The 19,131-nt window shown below is 74.0% G+C and carries 15 protein-coding genes; 8 read left to right on the top strand and 7 right to left on the bottom strand.

The window, feature by feature from the left end:
* Positions 1-47: 47 nt before the first annotated feature.
* The 4 genes from ACZ592_RS30805 to ACZ592_RS30790 all read left to right on the top strand — a co-directional run bounded on the left by ACZ592_RS30805 (position 48) and on the right by ACZ592_RS30790 (position 3,070).
* Positions 48-848, top strand: coding sequence for an SGNH/GDSL hydrolase family protein (locus ACZ592_RS30805; RefSeq protein WP_471584953.1), 801 nt, complete (start codon positions 48-50; stop codon positions 846-848).
* A gap of 88 nt (positions 849-936) precedes the next feature.
* A complete protein-coding gene (locus ACZ592_RS30800) occupies positions 937-1,674 on the top strand; it encodes an antibiotic biosynthesis monooxygenase (protein ID WP_471584952.1) in 738 nt (245 codons plus the stop codon).
* A gap of 71 nt (positions 1,675-1,745) precedes the next feature.
* Positions 1,746-2,222 carry an ArsR family transcriptional regulator gene (locus tag ACZ592_RS30795; RefSeq protein WP_471584951.1) on the top strand — a complete coding sequence of 159 codons (477 nt, stop codon included), beginning with the start codon at positions 1,746-1,748 and terminating at the stop codon, positions 2,220-2,222.
* Positions 2,219-3,070, top strand: coding sequence for an SRPBCC family protein (locus ACZ592_RS30790; protein WP_471584950.1), 852 nt, complete (start codon positions 2,219-2,221; stop codon positions 3,068-3,070). Before ACZ592_RS30795 ends, ACZ592_RS30790 begins: the two co-directional genes overlap by 4 nt.
* Before the next feature lie 30 nt (positions 3,071-3,100).
* Here ACZ592_RS30790 and ACZ592_RS30785 read toward each other — a convergent pair whose 3' ends face one another.
* Positions 3,101-4,960, bottom strand: coding sequence for an endonuclease/exonuclease/phosphatase family protein (locus ACZ592_RS30785; protein ID WP_471584949.1), 1,860 nt, complete (start codon positions 4,958-4,960; stop codon positions 3,101-3,103).
* A gap of 237 nt (positions 4,961-5,197) precedes the next feature.
* On the opposite strand from ACZ592_RS30785, the gene ACZ592_RS30780 reads away from it, so the two are divergent.
* Positions 5,198-6,646 carry a hypothetical protein gene (locus ACZ592_RS30780; RefSeq protein ID WP_471584948.1) on the top strand — a complete coding sequence of 483 codons (1,449 nt, stop codon included), beginning with the start codon at positions 5,198-5,200 and terminating at the stop codon, positions 6,644-6,646.
* A 104-nt stretch (positions 6,647-6,750) separates the two neighbouring features.
* Here ACZ592_RS30780 and ACZ592_RS30775 read toward each other — a convergent pair whose 3' ends face one another.
* The 4 genes from ACZ592_RS30775 to ACZ592_RS30760 form a co-directional block, all read right to left on the bottom strand.
* On the bottom strand, positions 6,751-7,206 hold the full coding sequence (locus ACZ592_RS30775) for a hypothetical protein (protein ID WP_471584947.1): 456 nt from the start codon (positions 7,204-7,206) through the stop codon (positions 6,751-6,753).
* 26 nt (positions 7,207-7,232) lie between these two features.
* Positions 7,233-8,396 (bottom strand): chymotrypsin family serine protease, encoded by a 1,164-nt coding sequence (locus tag ACZ592_RS30770; RefSeq protein WP_471584946.1) that lies wholly within the window; start codon positions 8,394-8,396, stop codon positions 7,233-7,235.
* Positions 8,397-8,462: 66 nt separating this feature from the next.
* Positions 8,463-8,660 carry a hypothetical protein gene (locus ACZ592_RS30765; RefSeq protein WP_471584945.1) on the bottom strand — a complete coding sequence of 66 codons (198 nt, stop codon included), beginning with the start codon at positions 8,658-8,660 and terminating at the stop codon, positions 8,463-8,465.
* Positions 8,661-8,885: 225 nt separating this feature from the next.
* Positions 8,886-9,656, bottom strand: a complete 771-nt coding sequence (locus ACZ592_RS30760; RefSeq protein ID WP_471585103.1) for an SDR family NAD(P)-dependent oxidoreductase — start codon at positions 9,654-9,656, stop codon at positions 8,886-8,888.
* Positions 9,657-9,784: 128 nt separating this feature from the next.
* Here ACZ592_RS30760 and ACZ592_RS30755 point away from each other — a divergent pair, with 128 nt between their 5' ends.
* Positions 9,785-11,245 (top strand): alkaline phosphatase PhoX, encoded by a 1,461-nt coding sequence (locus tag ACZ592_RS30755; RefSeq protein WP_471584944.1) that lies wholly within the window; start codon positions 9,785-9,787, stop codon positions 11,243-11,245.
* 31 nt (positions 11,246-11,276) lie between these two features.
* Here ACZ592_RS30755 and ACZ592_RS30750 read toward each other — a convergent pair whose 3' ends face one another.
* Positions 11,277-13,781 carry a protein kinase domain-containing protein gene (locus tag ACZ592_RS30750; RefSeq protein WP_471584943.1) on the bottom strand — a complete coding sequence of 835 codons (2,505 nt, stop codon included), beginning with the start codon at positions 13,779-13,781 and terminating at the stop codon, positions 11,277-11,279.
* 97 nt (positions 13,782-13,878) lie between these two features.
* On the bottom strand, positions 13,879-16,308 hold the full coding sequence (locus tag ACZ592_RS30745; RefSeq protein WP_471584942.1) for a protein kinase domain-containing protein: 2,430 nt from the start codon (positions 16,306-16,308) through the stop codon (positions 13,879-13,881).
* A gap of 661 nt (positions 16,309-16,969) precedes the next feature.
* Between ACZ592_RS30745 and ACZ592_RS30740 the strand changes: the two genes are divergently transcribed.
* Entirely contained in the window at positions 16,970-18,553 is a 1,584-nt protein-coding gene (locus tag ACZ592_RS30740; protein WP_471584941.1) for a TROVE domain-containing protein, read from the top strand.
* 207 nt (positions 18,554-18,760) lie between these two features.
* Positions 18,761-18,988 carry a CarD family transcriptional regulator gene (locus ACZ592_RS30735; RefSeq protein WP_055564387.1) on the top strand — a complete coding sequence of 76 codons (228 nt, stop codon included), beginning with the start codon at positions 18,761-18,763 and terminating at the stop codon, positions 18,986-18,988.
* Positions 18,989-19,131: the final 143 nt, after the last annotated feature.

The raw sequence follows: 19,131 nt of genomic DNA, 5'->3' as shown, positions 1-19,131 counted from the left end.
CGGGGACACCCGTTGACGAGGGCCGATGCCCGGGGGAAGCTCTGGGCATGGCCGCCACGCAGCACCCTCCGTACACCCGTTACGTCGCGATCGGCGACAGCCAGACGGAAGGGATGGGGGACGGCGACGAGGAGCACGGCTACCGCGGCTGGGCCGACCGGCTCGCCGAGCACCTCGCCGCCCACCATCCGGACCTCCTGTACGCCAACCTCGCCGTGCGCGGCCGGGTGACGGCACGGATCAAGGCCGAGCAGCTGGGCCCCGCCCTCGCGCTGAAGCCGGACCTCGTGACCGTCATGGCGGGCATGAACGACCTGGTCCGGCCGGGCTTCGACGCCGCGCGCGTCGCCGCCGACGTGGAGGAGATGTTCACCGAACTCACCGCGGCCGGCGCGCGGGTGGCCACCGTGACCTTTCCCGACATCGGGCGGATCTCCCCGCTCGCGCGGCGCGCACTGCCCCGCGTCCTGGACCTGAACGCCCGGATCCGCGCGGCAGCCGACCGCCACGGCGTGCTCGTCCTCGACACGTTCCCGCACCGCGTCACCACCGATCCGCGGCTCTGGAGCGGGGACCGCCTGCACGCGAGCCCGCTGGGGCACGCCCGGATCGCGGCGGGCGTGGCGGACGCGCTGGGTCTGGAAGGTCACGCGCGCTGGATGAGCCCGCTGCCGCCCCTGGCCCCGGTGTCCGTGCCGGGCGCCGCGCTGGCGGAGGCGCGCTGGCTCGCGGGGTTCCTCGGGCCCTGGCTGTGGCGGCGGGTGCGGGGGCGCTCGTCGGGCGACGGACGCGAGGCGAAGCGGCCCGTGCTCACGGCGGTGACGGCACCGGATTCCGGACGCGCTTGACGTCAACCTCGGTTGAGGTCGGAGCGTGGTGCGTACGGGGAGCGCGCCGCTCCCGCACCCGACCTCGACCGAGACGGACGGACCCGCCATGCCCGCGACCACCACCCTCAGCACCGGCACCCTGCCCGACCCGGCCCGCGCCGACGGCGGCCTCACCTTCATCAGCACCTGGCGCACCGGCTCGCCCGAGCGGCAGCGCGCCACCCTGAAGGCCATCGCCGGGGCCTGGGAGACCCGGCCCTGGCCCCACGAGGGACTGCTCTCGTACACCGTGTACGCGGGCTCCGACGGATCGACGGTCCTGCACCACTCGCACTGGCGGGACGAGGACGCCTACCAGGACTTCTTCGCGAGCGCGGGGAACGGCAGGGACGCCAGGAACACCGACATCGACGCGGCCGTCCCCGGCATCGAACGGCTCGGCCTGAACAAGACGCGCCTGTACCGCAGTTGGACCGACGGGCGCGGGCGCGAGGGGCGCGAACCCGGCGCGATCGTGATCGTGCAGGTCGACTTCGAAGGACCCGACCCGCAGCGGCAGCGCGCGTGGGCGGACGGGGTGATCGAGGCGCTCGACGGCGCCCCGGCCGGGGACCGCGGGCTGCTCGCCGCGCACTTCCACGTCAGCACCGACGGCACGCGGGTCGTCAACTACGCGGAGTGGACGAGCGAACAGGCCCACGCCGACGCGCTCGCCTCGGCGGGCACCGGGGTCGGCTCGCCCACACCCCAGTGGCGGCGGGTCCACGAGTTCCCCGGCGTCGTGCGCGACGACGCGGTCGCCCGGTACCGGTTCGCGTACGGCTTCGTACCGAGCAAGGCGTAGTTTTCCGGCGCCGTCCCGCCGTCCGTTCCCCGCGCCTGGACAGCAATAGTTGTCGGCGGGACGGTAAGAGGATGCTCGACGTCACCGTGATCGAGGGCCCGGCCGCCGCCGCGGTCTCGCTCGACCCCACCGGGGCCCGGCTGCTCGCCGATCTCGCGGCGGGCCCCGCGTCCGCGGCGATGCCGGCAGGACGGGTGGGGCTGCCCCGGCAGAAGGTGAACCACCACCTCAGGGCGCTGGAGCGGCACGGCCCGGTCGAGCGGTCCGGGGCGCGGCGCAGGGACAAGGCGACCGCGCGCCCGGTGCGGGATGTGGGCGCGCTGCTCGCCGGGGCGGCGCGGGCACGGCGGCGGCTCGTGGCGTTCGCGCCGGACGGCGGGGCGCGGTGCACGTCCACCGCCGGCCGGGCCGCGTTCGCCGAGGAACCGGCCGCCGCGGTGGCGGCCCTGGTCCGGGAGTACGGGGCCGCCGCGGGCGCGAACGGCCGCGGCCACCGCCCGGTGGTGACCGTCCACCCGGCCCTCACCCCTCCCGGGAGGCCGGCATGAGTGGCGAAAGGACCGGCGGCGGGGGGCAGGGCAGGGGCAGGCCCGGCAGGGGCAGGACCGGCAGGGCGAAGGCCGACGCCGACAGGTCCGGGGCCGCTCCCGCGGAGGACGCCGAGGGCGCCGGCAAGGCGTTCGAGATCGTCAGGGAGCTGGAGGTCGAGGGATCGCCCGCCCAGCTCTGGGCGGCCCTGACCACCGGTACCGGGGGCTGGCTGTGGCCCATGGAGTACGAGCCCCGCGAGGGCGGTGCCGCCCCCTCCGGCGGCACCGTCACCCGCTGGGACCCGCCCCGCCGCCTGACGGCCCGGGTCGAGGACCCGGACGGCGTGCCGGGCCAGACCCTCAACCAGCTCGACCACACCATCGAGCCCCGCGACGGCGGCCGCCGCTCCTGGCTGCGCTACGCGCACAGCGGCATCTTCACGGGCGACCCGGACGCGCGGTACGACGTCGTCGCCAAGCACGCCGACTTCCACCTGCACACCCTGGGCCAGTACATGGCGTACTTCGAGGGCCGTCCCGTCGCCTTCTCCAGCCTGCACGGCCCGCCCGCCTCCGCCGCCCCGGACGCCTTCGCGCGCCTGGCCCGCGCGCTCGGCCTGCCCGACGACGCCTCGGACGGCGCCCGGGTCCGCGTCCAGGCCCCCGGCGGGGAACTGGACGCGGTCATCGACTTCCGCAGCCGGTACTTCATCGGCCTGCGCGCGGACCAGACGCTGCACCGCTTCTACGGCCGCAACCACTTCGGTGCCCCGATCGCCCTCAGCATCCACGACTTCGGCGCGCACGCGGACGCCAAGGGCACCGAACTGGCCTGGCAGGACTGGCTGGACCACCTCTACGGATGACCCGGCGGCCGTCTCACGGCTTCGTGGGCCTCACGGGCGGAAGCGCAGCACCTGCGGGTCGTGGTCGCTGTTCTGCTCCGCGAACTCCGCGTTGATGTGCACGCTGTCGTAACTGAAGTCGTCCGCGTCGCCGACGCCCGGACTGGTCAGGATCTGGTCGAGTACCTGCGAGTTGCCCTGGTAGACGTACGAGTAGCGCTCGCTCCTGGGCAGCGAACGGACGGCCGAGCGCAGCGCGCCGCCGTCCTCCAGGGCCTTGGTGGCCGCCGAGAACTCGAAGTCGTTGATGTCGCCGAGCACCACGACGTCGGCATCGCGCTGGACCTTGCGGAGGTCCTTCACGAAGCCGTTCACCGCCTGAGCCTGCAGCAGCCGCTTGGCCTCGGAGGAGCGCGCCGGCGGCTGGTGGTGCGAGGTCAGCCCCTCGTCGCCGCCCTTGGACCCGAAGTGGTTGGCGATCACGAAGACCGTGCGGCCCCGGAAGACGAACTCGCCGGCCAGCGGCTTGCGGCTGTCCGTCCACGCCGCGTTCCCCGGGTCCACGCGCCCCGGGGAGTGGCTCAGCGCGGCCCGCTTGCCGTGCCGCAGGACCTCGGTGGGCGTCGTCGCGTCGCCGGGCGCGCGCTCGGTGAAGGAGACCCGCTCGGGGTTGAAGAGGAAGGCCTGCCGGATGTTGCCGCCGGGCTCCCCGCCGTCCTTGTTGTTCTCGGGGTCGACGGAGCGCCAGGAGTAGCGCGGCCCGCCCGCGGCGGCGATCGCGTCCGTGAACTTCTTCAGGGTCGCCGCCGCGGAGACCGTGCCGTCGTTCTTCGCGCCGTTGTCGTCCTGGATCTCCTCCAGGGTGACGATGTCGGGCGAGGCGAGGTTCGTGACGACGGCGCCGGCGAGCGCGTCGAACTTCTCCTGCGGGTCGCCCGGGTCGAGGTTCTCGACGTTGTACGTGGCCACGGCGAGCTCGCCCTTGGCCTGGCGCCGGGTCTTCTCGCGGGTGAGGCCCTTGTCGGAGACGGCGCCGAGGTCGCGGGCCACCAGGGTGTAGCCGCCGAACTGGTTGAAGTCCAGGGGGCCTTCGGCGCCGCCGCGCAGCACGTCCCCGACGTTCGCCTTGGGGAAGGGGTGCTCGGAGACCGGGGCGAGCTGCTGGATCTGCAGCCGTCCGCCGTTCTGCGCGTCGTAGGAGCCGTAGACGGTGCCGCCGCGCCGGTTCGGGTTCTCGTGCTTCTTCACCGTCACCCACAGCTCGTTGTACGCGTCGGTCGCGCCGACCACGCGCGAGCTGGCGACCCGCACGTTCATGCCCTCCAGGGACTCGTACAGGTCGAGGGCGTAGGAGCGGGGCCTCAGCGGCAGCGCGTCGATGCTGCCGCCGTGCGCGGCTTCACCCTTGGGCGCGTACGCGGCGGGCACGGACTTCGTGTCGAGCGTGACGGGGGCGGGCAGCGCGTTGCCGGACGACTCCACGGTCACCGTCGGCTTGGTGATCTGGGTGAGGGACTGGTTCCCGGAAGCGGCGCCCCCGGGAACGTACTCCCCGACCGTCCCGGAGACCCGGACCGCGTCGCCCGCCTTCACCGTGAGGGCCGCCGAGCCCGTGAAGACGAAGACCGCCTCGCTGGTGGCCGGATCCTTGTCGGCGGCACCGGCGGCCGACTGGATCCAGAAGCCCTTGGAGCCGTACCCGCGCACCCCCGTCACGATCCCGGCGACGTCCGTGACCTGCTGTCCCGCCAGTGGGGAGACGCGCGTGGTGCCCTGGACGTCGTGGATGGCGACCGCGTCGGCCGAGGCGGCCGAGGACGAGGCCACGAGCAGGCCCGCCGCGAGGGCGGTGGCGACGAGGGTGCTGACGGCGGCGGATCGCGGTACGCGGGGCGTCGGTATCTGAGGCATCGAGGTATCTCCGGATGAGGGTGGGAGGTCGAAGCGGCGGCGCAGGCCCGGACAGGCGCTCTACGCGCGTCAATCTCTTGCCTGAGCAGGGGAGTTGTCAAGGTTCCCCGGGTGTTCCCGAGCGGTACGTTTCCTGACAGGGACATGAACCGGGCGGCATGGTGCCATATCCGTCTAGGCTTGCGCCTTGCCGATCCGACCGTTCGGCGTCCCGCACCTTCGGAGGAGAAGCAGCCGATGTCCGTAAGTCCCGCCACCCTGCCGCCGGTGCTGCTGCACTCCGAAGCGGAGCTCGCGCGGGCCGCGCTCGCCTCACCGCTGCTGTCCCGCGCCGTGCGGCTCGCCCGCTGGGCCGGTCCCGAGACCCGGGTCGGGGCGGGCGGCGAGCTCGTCGAGGCCCAGCTCCCCGCGGCCGCCGCCGAGCTGGGCCTGCCCGCCGACGACCCGGACTCGCCCGCGTACGCCAGTGAGGCCTGGCGCGTGGCGGTGGACACCGGCCTCGTCGAGGTCACGGACGCCGAGGAGGAGGGCGCCGAAGGCACCGTCACCCAGGGCGAGGACCTCGCGGCGCTCACCGAGGGCGGCCCGCAGGACATCCTCGGCATCTGGCTCGGCGCCCTCGACACCGTGTACGCGGACGCCACCGTGCCCGACATGGAGGACCTCCTGGACGTCCTGGAGGAGAACGGCGAGGTCAACTTCGACGAGCTCGGCTGGGACCCGCAGGCCGAGGCCGACTTCCTGGACGGCGTCCTCGGCAACCTCTACCTGCTCACCGTGGGCGACGCCGCGGCCGGCGAGGGCCCGGTGCCGCTGCCCGCGCTCGCCGCCTCGATGATCGTCCCCGACGACATGGGCGAGCCCACGGACGACGTCCTGGAGCAGGTGTCGGACGCGATGATGAAGCTCGACGACCAGTTCCGGCTCTTCGAGCCGCTCGGCCTGGTCGAGTACCAGCCGGTCGACGAGGCCCTCATGGCCGACATCGACGACGAGAGCGCCGAGCAGCCCCCGCAGGTCGACGACGAGGACGTCAGCCGCTACGGCATGGTCCGCCTCACCCCGCTCGGCCTGTACGGCATCCGCGCCCGCATGCTGGAGGCCGGCGTCGACGCGCCCGCCGTCGGCGACCTCGCGGACAAGGGCGCCGACGCGCTCCTCGAAGGCACCTCCGGCTTCCCGCAGGCCGCCGCGCAGGCGGAGATCGAGCAGTGGCTGACCCGGCACGAACCGCTGGCGGCCGCACGGGAGTTGCTGTCCGCCGCACGCGGCGGCGACGAGGGCGCGCCGCTGCGCAGGCTCCGCTGCCAGCAGGCGCTCTCCCTGGTGGGCGACGAGGCGGAGCCCGCGCTGCGGGACGTCCTGGACGACCCCGAGCTCGGCGGTCTCGCCCGGGTCTGGCTCGCCGAGCACGGCGCCGCGGACGTGCCCGCGCCGTCGGAGGCGCTGATCTTCTGGCTGACCATCGACACCCTCGCCGCGCAGCTGGCCGCCGAGGGCAACTCGGAGGAGCTGCAGGGCCTGGTCGAGGGCCTCGCACAGCAGCACAGCGGCTTCTTCTCCACCGCGTGGCGCGTCGAGCACCCCGCCACCGCGGACGTCCTGGAGGCGATGGGCCGCCTGCACCCCGACAAGAAGGTGGCGAAGGAGGCCCGCAAGGCGGCCTTCAAGGCGAGGAACATCTAAGCCGTCCGGCACCTTTTGGCCCGTCCGGCGATCGAGGACGAGCCCGAAGGGCGACGGACGGCACCCCGGGTGGGCCCAGCGGCACGGCCCACCCGGGAATCCGCTCACCCGTCGACGGCATACCGCGTCGTGTGCTTGAACGAGGACGACGCCCCGTCGAAGCCGTACGTGCCCCGGTACGCCGGAGGGTTCTGGTACTCGCCCACGATCGTGATCGTGGTCGCGCACGAACCCTGCCCCGAGCGCTTCGCGTCGAGCCGCATCGTGTCGCCGAGCGTGCCGCCCGTGATGTCCCACGGCGCCCCGCAGATGCCGGACGTGATCTGCCCGCCGGTCACCACGTGCGGATAGGTGTTGGGGTTGTACTTCACCTCGATGGCGAACGTGACGGGGCCGCTGTGCAGCGTCAGCTTGCACTCCGTCGACACGGCCTCGGCCGACACGTCGGCGGCCGGCGCGGCGAACGCCTCGTCGCGGGTCTTGACCTCGGCGCCCTGCGGATTGTGGAAGCGGTGCTCCGCCCGCGTCCGGCCCTTCTGCTTGCGTGCCTGAGTGGTCATGGGAAACCCTCCTTCCGTCCTGACCGTCAGGCCAGCAGCTCGGCGATCTCCACGCGCAGCAGCGCGCGGACGTTCTCGATGTGGTTGACGATGGTGGCGACCGAGGAACCGGCGAAGAGCAGCCCCACCGCGACGTCGTCCTGCGAGGTGACCAGTGAACCGGAGTCGCCGCCCGCCGAGATGTTCGTCGTGACGATCTGGTCCTTGAACCGGGCCGTGCCCGCCGTGCCGTAGTTCACGTCGACGGTCGCGTCGACCGCGATGATCCGGCCGAAGCTGATGTTCGTCGTGCGGCCGGACTTCTTCACCAGGTCGCCGACGGCCACGTTGGCCTTGCGCCGCCAGGCCCGCGGGGCGCCGCTGAAGTACTGCTCGCGCGTCGCGTCCTGGAAGTCGACCGCGCCGAGCGCCGCGTCCACGACGTTGTTGTGCCGCTCCAGCGGGATCTGCGGGGCGAACTGGATGGTGATGAACCGCTCCAGCGTCGCGATGCGGTCCGCCGGGTCCTGACCGCCGTCGAAGACGCCGGGCTGCACGATCGCGCTGCCCAGCTGCGCCCGGTTGGAGTCGGCCAGCACGTGGTTGTTGGAGAGGATGGAGAACTTCGCCGGTACGCCGAGGCCGGAGCCCGGCGGGTCGACGGAGGCGCCGGGCAGGAAGTCGTAGACCACGCTGCCGAGCGTGCCCGCGGTCACCCGGACGTTGCCGACCGAGAAGCCGGAGGGGCACGGGCGCATCCGGCGCTTGAGGAGCTGCGGCTCGAACGCGCCGCGCCCCGCCAGCTCTTCGAGCTGCGGCTGTCCGAGGCCCGCGAGCTGTTCGCCGACGCTGCCGTCCGGGCCGTACGCCACCGACGAGCGGTCCTCGGCGCGGCGGCCGCCGGGCCTGCTCTGCTGGCGCTGTGCCGCGATGTGGCCCACCGCGACGATGTCGGTCGGGGTGCCGTCGTCCATCTGGCGCGGGACGACGTCCCGCTCCGGGAGCATCGACTCCGGGACCTTCTGGGTGACGAACACGATGACGGCGGGTTCGCCGGTGGGCTCCCCGTCGCTCCACTTCACGCCGTGGCCGAAGCCGACGACGTTGGCCAGCGGCTGCTGGGGCCGCAGGAAGTCGGCCATGGCCTGCTGGCGGGAGCTGTCGCTCAGCTGACCGCCGGTGGGTCCTCGCATCAGTTCGGGCTGGCTCACCACGCCAGACCACCTCTTCCCCTGTGAAGGGTGGGGGCTCCGGGCCGTGCCGGGGCGTCGCGCCCGCTACGTACCGCCGTCCTGCGCGTCGGTCTCGCCGATGGCGAGCACGCGTACGGGGACGCCGTCGAGCACGTCCGGAACCACGTCGTCGTCGCGGAGGCGGTCACGGGGCACTCGGTGGGTGACAAAGACGACGATCACGTCCTGACCCGAGAGCTCGTCCCTGCCGGTGCCGACTCCGGTGACATTGGCCAGCCTCATCAGCCGGCCCTCATGGAGGCTGCGTGCCTGCTGTGCGTCCACTCGGCCCGCCTCCCCGCGCGGATGGTGCGTGTGCACGTAGGTGCTGTCTATTGCCGTGGGCAGCGCGGGTCAAGGTGTTCTGCGGTGATTCTTGCCTTTACGGGTGATCTGCTCCTGTTGACCTTGTGTACCAAGTCTCGTCCGCCCTGTTCCCTGTCCTGCCCGCCGTCCCGCGGCCGGGTCTCAGGTGCGCAGATGTGAAGCCCCGTTGAGGTCGAGCACCGTGCCCGATGCCCATTCGGCCACCGGCGACGCGAGCCACAGCACCGCCGCCGCGATCTCCTGCGCCGTCCCGGCCCGCCCGAACGGGCTCTGCGCGCGGATCGCCTCGCCCTGCGCCCCGGCGAGCCGGTGCGCGACCCGCTCCGTCTCGAAGAACCCGGGCGCCACCGACGCCACGGCGATCCCGTGGGGCGCGAGGGAGACGGCGAGCGACTGGCCGAGCGCGTGGACGGCCGCCTTCGTCGCGCCGTAGGCCGGGTGGTCGGGCTCGCCGCGGAAGGCGCCGCGCGAGCCGATGTTCACGATCCGGCCGCCCGTGCCCTGGTCGATCATGCGGCGGGCCGCGAGGTGGCTGAGGTTCGCGGTGGCGAGGAGGTTCACGGAGACGTGCCGCTGCCACAGCTCCGCCCACTCCTCGTACGACGTGTCGGCGAGGGGGTGCGGAAGGTTCACGGCGGCGTTGTTCACCAGGACGTCGAGGCCGCCGCCGAGCCCGTCGGCGGCCCGCCCCGCGACGTCCGCGGCGCCCGCCGGGTCCGACAGGTCGCCGCCCACCAGGACGTGCCCGTCGCCCGCCAGCGAGGCGAGCGTCGCCCGCGCGTCGTCCTCGCGCGAGCCGTAGTGCACCGCGACCCGGTCGCCGTTGTCGGCGAAGGCGCGGGCGAGCGCGCGGCCGAGCCCTCGCGAGGCTCCGCTGATCAGGACCCGGCGGCCGGATCCCGAAAGGTTCATGGGCAGGTTCATGGAAGGTGGCCCCTCGACGTCGAACGGTGTTCAACCGCCGTTTATACGCGAGCGGGACGGTGGCGCCGGAAGCAGCCCGGTCGTACGTACCCGCCTTCGCGCCCTCAGGAGACACCATGTCGCTCACCCGCAGGGATTTCGCCAGACGCTCCGCGCTCTCCGGTGCCGGGGTCGCCCTGGCCGGCAGCGTCGGCGCGCTCGCCACCGCGCCCGGCGCCCTGGCCGCGACGGACCTCCAGGACGATCCGGAGACGGCGGACGCCCCGGGCCACGGTCATGGCCACGCCCCCGGCTACGGCCCCCTGGTCCCCGACCCGAAGGGCCTGCTCGCGCTGCCCGCGGGATTCTCCTACCGCGTCCTGACCCACAGCGGGAAGACCCGCCTGGAGAGCGGCGAGTACACGCCGTCGAACCATGACGGCACCGCCGCCTTCCGAGGCCCGCGCGGCACCACGCTCCTCGTCAACAACCACGAGCTGGGCGGCCCCCGCGCCAAGTGGCCGCACCCCGTGCCGCTCACCGAGGGCCTCGTCTACGACCCCGCCGCGGCCGGGGGCTGCACCGTCGTCGAGGTCCGCCCCGACGGACGGGTCGCCGAATGGGTCGGCATCGCGGGCACCGCCACCAACTGCGCGGGCGGCTCCACCCCGTGGGGCACCTGGCTCACCTGCGAGGAGACCGAGGACCGGGCCGGCCAGAACGGGATGACCAAGGACCACGGCTACGTCTTCGAGGTCGACCCCCTCGACCGGCGAGCCAACCGCGCCCCCAAGCCCGTCAAGGCGCTGGGCCGTTACGCCCACGAGGCCGTCGTCGTCGACCCCCGGCGCGGCCACCTCTACCTCACCGAGGACGCCTCGGGCCCCAACGGCCTCCTCTACCGCTGGACCCCGCCGCACGGCTTCGAGCACGGCCGAGGCAGGCTGCGGACCCTCGCCGACGACGCGGGCGTCCTGAAGGCCCCCAAGTGCTACGACTCCGGCGGCCGCTTCGTCGACGACCTCTCCCGCGCCACCCGGATCGGCACGGTCTACGGCGTGGACTGGGCCGAGGTCCCCGACCGCGACGCGCGGACCGTGCCCGTGCGCGAGCAGTTCGACGACGGCGACATCACCCGTGCCCGCAAGCTCGAAGGCATGTGGTGGGGTGACGGCGGCGTCTACATCGTCTCCTCGTTCGCCCGCGCCGAGAGCCCCGTCCGGCACGACGGACAGGTGTGGTTCTACCACCCGGGCCGCCGCACCCTCACCCTGAAGGTGCTCCTCGGCGTGAACCCCGACCCCGGCAGGGACGGTGCCTTCGACGGCCCCGACAACATCACCGTCTCGCCGTACGGCGGCCTGGTCGTCGCGGAGGACGGGGAGGGCGTCCAGCACCTGTTCGGCGCGACGGACAGCGGCCGCACGTACCCGATCGCGCGCAACGAACTCAACGCGGGCACCGAAGAGAAGCCCGAGTACAGCGAGTTCACGGGCGTCACCTTCTCGCCCGACGGCAGGACGCTCTACGCCAACATCCAGACGCCCGGCATCATGCTCGCCATCACCGGCCCCTGGAAGCGGCAGCGGCAGCGCTGACCGGCCGGCCCCGGGCCGCGGGCCCCGGGCGTCAGGGAGCGTTGACCGCCCGCAGGGACGACGTGCCGATCCGCGCGTACCAGCCGTCGCCGTCCGCGGCGAGCCACGTGACGGCCTCGTCCACCGGCCACTCCTGCAGCGTCCGGCCCGTCCGCAGACCGAGCGCCCGGCACACCCGCCCCGCCGTGACGTACGCCGTGCCGCCCCCGACGGCGGGCGGGCAGCCCGCGACGGCGTCGAACGACGTCCGCCACAGCTGCTTGCCGCCGTCGGCCAGATCGAGGGCCTGCAAGGTCTTCGCGTCCAGCCAGTTCAACAGGACGCCGTCCGCGGCGACGGGCCCGCGCCTGCCGCCGCCCGGCAGCGTCGGCCAGCCGGTGTCGAGCCCCGCGGTGGGGTGGCTCCACAGCCGCTTGCCGGTCTCGGGGCTGAAGCCGATCAGGTCCTCACCGGCGGCGAGCAGCAGGCCGACCCCCGCGGCGTGCCCGAGGGCCGTGGCGCCGCTCCCCGCGGTCAGCTTCAAGGGCTCCTTGCGCAGCCGTTCACCGGTGCGTACGTCGATGAGGTGCAGCTCGTCGGCGTCGCTCAGCAGGGCGAAGCGGTCGCCGCCCCGGCCGCCCGGCGCGGGCAGCGTCACCGGCGAGGTCTGCGCCTGCTCGTCCTCGCCGAGACCGGTGTAGGTCCACGGCATCCGGCCCGTGACCGCGTCCAGGCAGCGCACGGCCGGGTCGAGCGCCCCGGTGTCCGGCACGAGGAGCAGCCGGCCGCCCGAGACCGCGGGAGCCCGCCAGTCGCGCGTCTCGTCCTTCGCGCGCGTGCGGGGCGAGCCGCCGGAGGGCAGCGCGCGCGAGTGCAGTACCCGGTCGTCCGCGGAACCGCCCCCGTCGTCCAGCGTGACGAGCCGCCCGCCCGCCACCGCGAACCACTTCACGCTCCCGCGCCACGGCCCCTGCACCCGCCACGGGTCGCCGGTCCGCAGGGCGTAGACCCTGTCCATCAGGCCGGGGGCGATGAGCAGGCCGCTCGCCACGCCCCAGAGCTGTTCGCGGGCGGCGCTCGCGGGCGCCTTGTCGTACTGCCAGCGGCGCGTTCCGTCGCCGGCGTCGACGGCGCGCACCATGCCCTCCGTGGTGCCGAGTCCCGGCCTCGGCCCGTGCACCAGCACGGTGTTTCCGGCGAGCAGCGCGGACTCGACGCCCCCCGAGCCATCCTCGGCCCGCCCGGTCAGCTCCCAGCGCTGCCGGCCGGGCCGCCCGGATCCCTTCCTCAGGACGGGCCCGCTCGTGTCCGGGTCCCCGTCCGGCGCCTTCGGGGTCCGGGCGACGGCCCAGACGGCGAGGCCCGCCAGACCGGCGCCGCCGGTGGTGAGGAGGGTGCGGCGGGGGAGGGTGCGGCGGCGGCCGGGACGCGGGAGGCCGGGGCGAAGGTGTTCGGTGCGGGGGAGTTCGGGGCCGGGGGAGGAGGCAGGGGCGGGCTTCGGGGCGGGCCTCCGATCCGGTGCTGGTGCTGGTGCTGGTGCTGGTGCTGGTGCTGGCGCCGGTCTCGGTTCCGGGACGGTGGGGGCGGACGGGGGAGCCGGCTGCCGGAGCGGCTGCGGCCCGCCGTCGTCGTGGTCGCCACCGGCTGACGCCGCGGCTGCGGCGCCGGTCCGCTCCTCGCCCGCGATCAGCGACCGCAGGGGTTCCTCGCGCCACCACAGGGGCGCGCCCGGCGCCGAGGTCAGGGCCAGGACCCGCGCCACGGAGGGCCGCCGCCCGGGCTCCTTGTGCAGGCAGTCGGCGACCAGCGCGCGCAGGCCCGCCGTCTCCGGCACCCGGGCCAGGTGCGGCTCCTCGTGCGTGGCGCGGTAGAGCAGTACGGCGACGGGGCCCGAGCCGAAGGGCTGCTCGCCCGTCGCGGCGAAGGCGAGGACCGCGCCCAGCGCGAACACGTCGGCGGCGGGCCCGACCTCCTCCCCCGTGACCTGCTCGGGGGCCATGAACCCGGGCGTGCCGAGCATCGATCCGGCCTCGGTGAGACCGAGCTCGCCTGCGGCACGGGCGATGCCGAAGTCGATGACCCGGGGCCCTTCGCCGGTCAGCAGCACGTTGGACGGCTTGAGGTCGCGGTGCACGATGTCCGCCGCGTGGATGCCGGCCAGGGCCTCGGCGAGACACGCGCCGAGCGAGCGCACGGCCGCGGCGCCCAGCGGCTCGCCCGCGGCGACCGCGTGGCGCAGGGTGACGCCCGGCAGGAACGCCGTGGCGAGCCAGGGCACCGGGGAGTCGGGGTCCGCGTCGAGGACGGCGGCGGTGTGCGCCCCCGTGACGGCGCGCGCCGCGGTGGCCTCGCGCCGGAAGCGCTCCCGGTAGTGCGGGTCGGCGGCGAGGTGCGCGTGCACGGTCTTGACGGCCACGAGCCGCCCGCCGGGGCTGCGCCCCAGATAGACCTGTCCCATGCCACCGGCCCCGAGCCGCCGCAGGATGCGGTGACCGCCCAGGCGCCGGGGATCACCGGCCAGGAGCGGGACGCCCGGCAGGAGAGGCGTTCCGGTCATGCGGCGGTGCCCCGAGGGGCGGCGGTGAGGTCCGGCCCGCGGCGGATGCCGTCGGCCACGGCACCCCGGAACGCGCACGCCGTCCGCGACCGCTCCGTCATGTCCGGGAGCCCTCGGGACCCCGCACCGTGTGCAGCGTGCGGCCCGCGCAGATGTGGACCAGGCCGTCGTGCGCGGCCACCAGGCTCAGGTCGGACGCGGGGTCGACCGGTACCGCCCAGACCGCGTCGCCCGTCCGTACGTCCAGTGCGTACACGCCCCACATCCCCTGGCCCGAGCCGCCCGTCTCCGGGCCGGAGACCAGGACCAGGCCGTCCGAGACGAGCGGCTCGCCCTCCCCGATGTTCCGGAACCCCGGCCGCGACCAGCGCTTCTTGCCCGTCCGGGCGTCCAGTGCCTCGATGCCGTCGGACGTGCCGGCGAGCACCAGGCCGTCCGTGGCCCGCGGTGTGACGGCGGTGGTCGCCGCCGAGGCCCGGTCCCAGACGGCGCGGCCCGTCGCCAGGTCGACCGCCTCGATCCGGTCGTCCGACGCGAAGTACCCGACGCCCTCGGCACCGGGGTGGGCCCGGGCGCGCCGGGCACCGTCCTCGATCTCCCGCTCCACGGTGCCGTCGGACGCCTTGAGGACGACCAGCGGTTCGTCCCGCGCGGTGTCCGAGGAGCCGTCCGGGCCGACGGACCCGGCGCCGGACGCGGTGGCCACGGCTATCCGGCCGCCCGCGTCGTCCACGCCGGTCACCCCCGCCGCGCGCCCCTCGTGGAACCAGAGCTCGTCCCCCGTACGGGAGTCGAAGCCGTACGCACGCCACGGTCGGCCGCCGTTGGTGCGCCGCTCCTGCTGTGTGCCGTACGGGGTGTAGGTGAACAGGCAGGTCACGTCGTCCGAGACGGTGAACAGGCCTTGGTTCCCCTCCAGTTCGGGTGTCCCTGCGTCCATGGGGCGGGGCGGCCGGTGCTTGTTGCGCATCAGGACGCCCGAGTTCCACGCCTCGCGGCCACCGGCGACGCGCAGGGCGATCAGCTCGGGCTCGAAGAGGCTGTCCCGGAGCACGTAGACCAGGTCGCCGCGGGCCTCGACGCCCCGCAGGTCCTCCTCCGGGTAGGTCCAGCGGACCGTGTTGGTCTCCGCGTCGAGCCGGGTGAGGCCCTTGTCGTCGACGACGTAGAGGTCCTTGCCGCTGCGCAGCAGGGCGCCGCCGTACTCGACTTCGCCGATGTCGCGGCTCCAGACCACCTCGCCGAGCGGCGGGCGCGACTCCTTGCGGCCCTTGGCCCCTGGCGTGCCGCCGCTCTCGCCGCCGTCCCCGTCGCCGAGGAGGACGGCCGCCGTCGTGGTCCCCACGGCCGCGAGCGCCGCCCCGCCCCAGGCGAGGAGGCGGCGCCGGGAGGTCCGAGGGGCGGGGGCCGGGGGCGGCGGGGTGTCGTGCGGGTCCGCGGGCGTGTCCGGGCGGGCGTCGGAGGGCGCGGGGGGACCGGCCACCGTGGCGGGGCCGGTGTCGTTCTGCGGGGCGGTGGGGGCATCGTCCGGCGGAGTGGCGGTGCGGGTGTGGCGGAAGGCTGCCGGAGGCCACTCGTCGCCGGGGGCGGCCGCGTCCGGTTCTTCGCCGTCGGACGGATCCTCGCCGCCGCCCTCGGAGTCCGGCCCCGCATCCCGGGCCGCTTCCGCCAGTTGCTTCGCGATGCCGTCCTCCTGGCGGCGGATCTGCCCGGCGACCGGCTCCTGCTCCCACCAGGGCTCGTCCGAGGCCCGCTCGGCGCACCAGGCGAGCACGTCGGCGACCGTGGGCCGCTCGGCGGGGTCGCGGGCCAGGCAGCGGCCGAGGAAGCCCTCCCAGTCGGGGCCCGGCACGCCCAGCAGGTCCGGTTCGTCGTGCAGCGTGCGGTAGAGGACCTCGGGAGCGCCGCCCGACCCGAAGGGGCCGCGCCCGGTCGCCGCCACCGCGAGCACCGCGCCGAGCGCGAACACGTCGGACGCGGGCTCGGGACGGCCGTCCACGGCCAGTTGCTCGGGGGCGATGAAGCCGGGCGAGCCGATGGCCTCGCCGGTGGCGGTGAGGCTCTCGTCGGCCGCGCTCTTGGCGATGCCGAAGTCGATGACCTTGGGCCCGTCGCGGGTGATGACGACGTTGGACGGCTTCACGTCGCGGTGTACGAGCCCCGCCGCGTGCACCGCCGCCAGGGCCTCGGCGAGCGCGGCGCCCAGCGAGGCGAGCTCGGCGGGCCCGAGCGGGCCGTGCGCGGCCACCGCCTTCGGCAGACCGGGTCCCGCGCAGAACTCGATGGCGAGCCAGGGCTGTTCGGCGTCCGGGTCGGCGTCGAGCACGGCGGCGGTGTACGGACCGGTGACGGCCCGCACGGCGGCCGTCTCGCGGCGGAAGCGCTCACGGAACTCCGGGTCGGCGGCGAGATGCCCGTGGACCGTCTTGACGGCGACCGGCCGCCCGGACGCGGACCGCGCCAGGTGGACACGGCCCATGCCGCCCTCGCCCAGCAGCGAGACGATCCGGTACCCGCCGACCTCCACGGATGCTCCTTCCAGCGGCCCGCGAAGGGCCCTCGGGACGACGACAGGACGAGCAGGACGACCTGACGGTCTGTGCGACGCCTCTGAGGCATCGTACGGTTGCGGCCGCCGGGGAATCACCGTCTCGGGAAGGCCACGAAGCCCCCGGGGAGATCGGGGCGCGTAAAAACCTTTGGCGTCCCGCCAGTTCGCTCTCCTAAAGTGATGCATGTCCGGGTGCGAAGGCAGGACCTGCTTCCACTCTTCATGGGGAGGTCGCGGGTTCGATTCCCGCCTCCGATACCGACAAGCCGGTGCAGCTCAGTGGCAGAGCACCACCGTCGGTTCCGCCGAAGGGAACTCCGGACACCACAACTTCATGCGTTTTCGTGCACCTCCCGGTGCGCCGGCAGCGGCTACTTCCTTTCGAGAAATCACGCCGCGGCCCCCTTGATCTCGGGAGGCGGCAGCTGGTGTGTGCCCGGTGCGCAGGCAACGGTTACTTCATTGGATCAGAGGGTTGCGGGTTCGAGTCCCGTCATCGACTTCGGGTCGGTGTAGCTCAATGGGTAGAGCATCCGACACAAGTCCGTCGCCGTTCATGAACTCGGGCACACTCCAGCCGACCGCCTCCCCCGAAATGACATACAGCCACGCACGACATGAATTCGGGGGAATTCTCATGGCGCGTTTCAACACCAAGTCCGCCAAGGCATTCGTCACGTCTCCGGTGAAGTCGACCGGCCGCACCACCCACACGTACGAGGGCGGCCGCGGACACCTGCGCGACGCCCGCTCCGAACTCTTTCTGCTCGCGGTCGCGAACTTCGTCTCCCAGCAGACCTTCTACGAGACGGGCGAGGCCCGCGACGACCGCTTCGCGGGCCTCGTGCGCCGCCTCGCCGTCGAGGACCCGGAGTGGACCGCCGGCCTGCTCGGCTGGCTGCGCGGTGACGGCAACCTGCGCACGGCCTCGATCGTCGGCGCCGCCGAGTACGTCAGGGCACGCCTGGACGCGCGCGCCACCGAAGGCCCCACGGGCCGCCGGGTCGTCGCCTCCGTGCTGTGCCGTCCCGACGAGCCCGGCGAGCTCCTGGCCTACTGGACGGCGACGTACGGCCGGGCGATCCCCAAGCCCGTCAAGCGCGGCATCGCGGACGCGGTGCGCCGCCTCTACAGCGAGAAGTCCCTGCTCAAGTACGACACGGCGGCCAAGGGCTACCGCTTCGGCGACATCCTCAACCTCGTGCACGCGGCGCCCGACCCGGACAAGCCGTGGCAGGGCGGCCTCTTCCAGTACGCGCTGGACCGGCGCCACCACCCGGAGACCGCCGTGCCGCCCGAGGGCGCGCGCGTGCTCACCGCGCACCGCGAGCTGATGGCGCTGCCCGTCGCCGAGCGGCGCGCGGTGGTCACCGGCGAGGGCGGCGCCGAGCGGCTCGCCGCCGCGGGCCTCACCTGGGAGGCGCTCGCCGGCTGGCTGCAGGGGCCCATGGACAGGGCGGCCTGGGAGGCCGTGATCCCGTCGATGGGTGCCATGGCGCTGGTCCGCAACCTGCGGAACTTCGACGAGGCGGGCGTGGGCGACGAGGTCGCGGCGGGTGTCGCGGCCAGGCTCGCCGACCCGCAAGTCGTCGCGGCGTCGCGGCAGTTCCCCTTCCGCTACCTCGCCGCGTACCAGCACGCGCCGTCGCTGCGCTGGTCGTACCCGCTGGAGCAGGCGCTCGGCCACTCGCTCGCGAACGTGCCGTCGCTGCCGGGCCGGACGCTGATCCTGGTGGACCGCTCCGGTTCGATGTGGTCGCCGCTCTCGGACCGCTCGCAGCTCAACCGGGCCGATGCGGCCGCGATCTTCGGCACGGCGCTCGCGCTGCGGGCCGCCGACGCGGACCTGGTCCAGTTCGGCTCCAGCAGCGCCCGGGTGAAGTACCGCGCCGGGGAGTCCGTCCTGAAGGTCCTCGAGCGCTTCGGCGACCTCGGCGGCACCAACACCACCGAGGCGGTGCGCCGCTTCTACAAGAAGCACGACCGGGTGCTGATCGTCACCGACGAGCAGGCGGCGTACGACTACCACGGCGACCCGACCGGGCAGGTCCCGGCGGACGTGCCCGTCTACACCTGGAACCTGGCGGGGTACCGCGCGGGCCACGGCGCCTCCGGCCAGGGCAACCGGCACGTCTTCGGCGGCCTCTCGGACGCGGCGTTCCGCATGGTGGACCTCCTGGAGCGGGGGCGGAACGCCGACTGGCCGTGGGCCGCGGCCTGAGCCCGCGGCGCGCACCCCGCATCCCCTCGACCGCAGTGCGTGTCCGAGGGGATGCGGGGCGTCACCGTCGTCCCCCGTTCGGGTCGCTTCCCGGCCGCGGATGCGTACCCGAACACCGTGGCTTGTGTGTCTGTTCCATACCGATGTGAGGGCAGTGTGAGTACGGAGCATGGTGCCCCGGCCGCTCGAAGCCCCATACTTGGGAGCATGACGAGGCCCCCCGGCTCGCGCCGCCACCTGCCGAACAGTCCCTTCAACGTGCCCGCACCGCCCGCCCCACCCGTGGAGCACTTCGAGGTCGGTGACCGGGTCTCCCATGACCAGTACGGCCTCGGGAGGATCGTGGGCGTCGAGGGAGAGGACGCTGTGGTCATCGACTTCGCGGGCCGCCAGGGACGGTTCTTGAGCCCTTACCCGAAGCTGGCCAAGCTCTGATCCCCACCATCCGGCACGGCTGAGGGGGGGGGGGGGGGGGGGGGGGGGGGGGCGGTCTCCGCCCTGTTTCCCCAGTCTCCCGGGGCCTCGCCCCAGAAGTTTTACCCCCCCCTGAACCTCGCAGGCTTTCCCCACCTTCCCCC

It is taken from the genome of Streptomyces sp. NPDC040622 (assembly GCF_055593965.1).
The sequence above is the reverse complement of the archived record's forward strand: the minus strand, read 5'-3'. Positions and strand labels throughout refer to the sequence as shown.